Origin of the sequence: Microcoleus sp. C2D2 (assembly GCF_036702495.1) — a bacterium.
In the GTDB taxonomy this organism is placed as follows: domain Bacteria; phylum Cyanobacteriota; class Cyanobacteriia; order Cyanobacteriales; family Microcoleaceae; genus Microcoleus.
Window position 1 is genome coordinate 1 of sequence record NZ_JAUBTO010000120.1, and the last position, 1134, is coordinate 1134.

Genomic DNA, 1134 nt, shown 5'->3' on the forward strand with positions numbered 1-1134 from the left:
GCAGCTCCAGCTCGAACTTGCAAAAAAGTCTGAGCTCGGCAACGACCGAGTAGGCGACCAAGTAGAAGAACCAAGTCTGATCGACTGGCTTGAACGCGACCTCGCTGAGCAAGCGGGCATCGCCGAATCCCGGTTGCAAGAGTTAGAGCTCGATCGGGAGGTGCTGCCCGACGACTTGTATATCCGGCAGCGGGTAGAGTGGCAGGCGCGGCTCGAATGCTTGCAATACACGCAGGAGGCGATCACAAAAATCAGCATTCGATTCACTGAAGAGTACAAACAATTATTGAACCGCGAGCATCCTCAAATTGAATCTGAGGAAAACTACACACCTGATTTTGGTCAGAATAAATGGGTAGAATCGGAGCCAGAAACGGGAAAATTATTGGTCAGAATTGAAAATTACCGGCACACATCTATTGGCTGGATTGCGGAGTGCAATGTTCGCAGAAGCGATCGCGTGCAGCGCGATTCTACTTTCCTAATCAAAGCAGGGGAATTATTTGGTGATTTCCACCCTTGGGCTGGAACAAAAAGAGGAGAAAGAGACGTACAGCAACCGATTTATTCTTTAGGGTCAATCCGTACCGCCAAAGGATTAAGAAATCACTTCCCAGATATAGTGATACCCTCATTTGCGAATCCAGATACTACCGAGATAAGAGCCTCAGACGGCTCAATCTGGCAAGCACACAGAGAGGGGCATAACGCTCGCTATTCGATCAAGTGGCGCTGCGAAGTGCTACCAGACGGCTTCAGTCGCTCCCCACGAATTGATAGAAAAAACGACCGCCTAGAATCGGTCGCCCTCGCAAAATCTTTTTATTAACATGAACAAGATTTTACCACCTCTAAAGCTTCCCCGTCAAGAGCAACACGATAGGGTTTTTCTACAGGATGCAATCGCTAGATACAAAGCTCGATTGTTAACCGCTGCCGGGTATATTTACACAATCATTAAGATTTACAGGCAGCAGGGACACAGACTAAATATTCCTCATCCTCGTAGCTTCTACGAGCATTTTCAAATCCCAAAATCCACTTTTTACAGAGCACTTATACAACTCGAAAAGAGCGAGAATATTCAGTTTTGCTGGGAACCTATAGGGGGAATCTCTATGTGGTGGGGTGAAG

At 47.3% G+C, this 1134-nt stretch carries 1 protein-coding gene; it reads left to right on the forward strand.

The window, feature by feature from the left end; all coding sequences use genetic code 11:
* Positions 1-829 (forward strand): hypothetical protein (locus tag QUB61_RS28855; RefSeq protein ID WP_333128058.1); only part of this gene is annotated, 829 nt, incomplete at its 5' end.
* Positions 830-1134 lie beyond the last annotated feature (305 nt).